The sequence below is a fragment of the Mycobacterium sp. E3298 genome (assembly GCF_001666895.1).
GTDB lineage: Bacteria > Actinomycetota > Actinomycetes > Mycobacteriales > Mycobacteriaceae > Mycobacterium.
Map to the genome: position 1 here is coordinate 1 of NZ_LZJB01000375.1, position 1,030 is coordinate 1,030.

Annotated in this window: 1 protein-coding gene and 1 pseudogene; one reads left to right on the forward strand and one right to left on the reverse strand. The window is 68.2% G+C overall.

Annotation, left to right across the window (positions count from 1 at the left end; all coding sequences use genetic code 11):
- Positions 1-415 (forward strand): annotated as a pseudogene (locus tag A9X05_RS17300) (sulfatase); the annotation flags it as partial.
- Here the strand turns inward: A9X05_RS17300 and A9X05_RS17305 are convergent.
- On the reverse strand, positions 412-1,030 hold a 619-nt coding region (locus A9X05_RS17305), incomplete at its 5' end, for a hypothetical protein (protein WP_231978425.1). The pseudogene A9X05_RS17300 and the gene A9X05_RS17305 sit on opposite strands and share 4 nt — an antisense overlap.

Consider the following 1,030-nt stretch of genomic DNA (forward strand, 5'->3'; position numbering starts at 1 on the left):
CGATCCCATCCGCGCGATTCGCACCAAGGAATACAGCTACATCGAGAATTACGCCCCGCGGCCGCTGCTCGACCTGCCGTTGGATATCGAGGAGAGCCCGTCGGGGGCAGCCGTCGCGCCGTTCATCACCGGCCCACGCCCGCAGCGTGAGCTCTACGACCTGCGCGCCGACCCCACCGAGACCACCAACCTGCTGGCCGCCGGCGACGCCGGCGCCGACGAAATCGCGGCCGATTTGGCTGTGCGGCTTCATGATTGGCGTCAGCGTACGGGTGATGTAATCCCGTCGGAGTTCGCCGGCACCCGCATCTCGGCCCGGTACACCGAGACGTATCTGCACATTCATCGGGTGAAACCGACCGCCCGGTCTGCGCTCGCCGCCGACCGCGGCATCGAGGAACAGGCGAGCGGTTAGCCGCCGGACCGCCGGGAACCGCCGACCTCGGCGACGATGAACACCCGCCGGAACGGGAAGATCGTGGTCCCGTCGGACCGGGGCGGGTAGGCGTCGTCCAGCAGCGGGATGAGCTCCTCGCGGAACCGTTCCCAGTCTTCGTCGCCGAGCCGCTCGCGCACCGGAACCAGCGCCGTCCCGGTGATCCATTCCAGCACCGGGTTCTCCCCGCCCAGCTGGTGCAGGTAGGTGGTCTCCCAGACGTCGACTTTGCACCCGGCGTCCAGCAGCAGGTTTGCGTACTGGATCGGCGGCTGCACCACCGCGCCGACGCGAAATGGTATGTCCCGCATCACCTTTGCGTAGGGCTCCCGACGGGCCAGGGTGCGCACCGTGGCGTGCGACGGCGTCTCGAAGTTGCCGGGAATCTGGACGGCGATCCATGATCCGGGCGGCAGCTCGCCCGCCCACCGGACCAGCAGGTCGGCGTGCTCGGGCACCCAGTGCAGCGCGGCGTTGCTGACCACGACGTCGGTATCGGGCTTGGGTTTCCAGTCCCGCAGGTCGAGCAGCGGCCGCGGGGCGTAATTCTCGATGTAGCTGTATTCCTTGGTGCGAATCGCGCGGATGGGATCG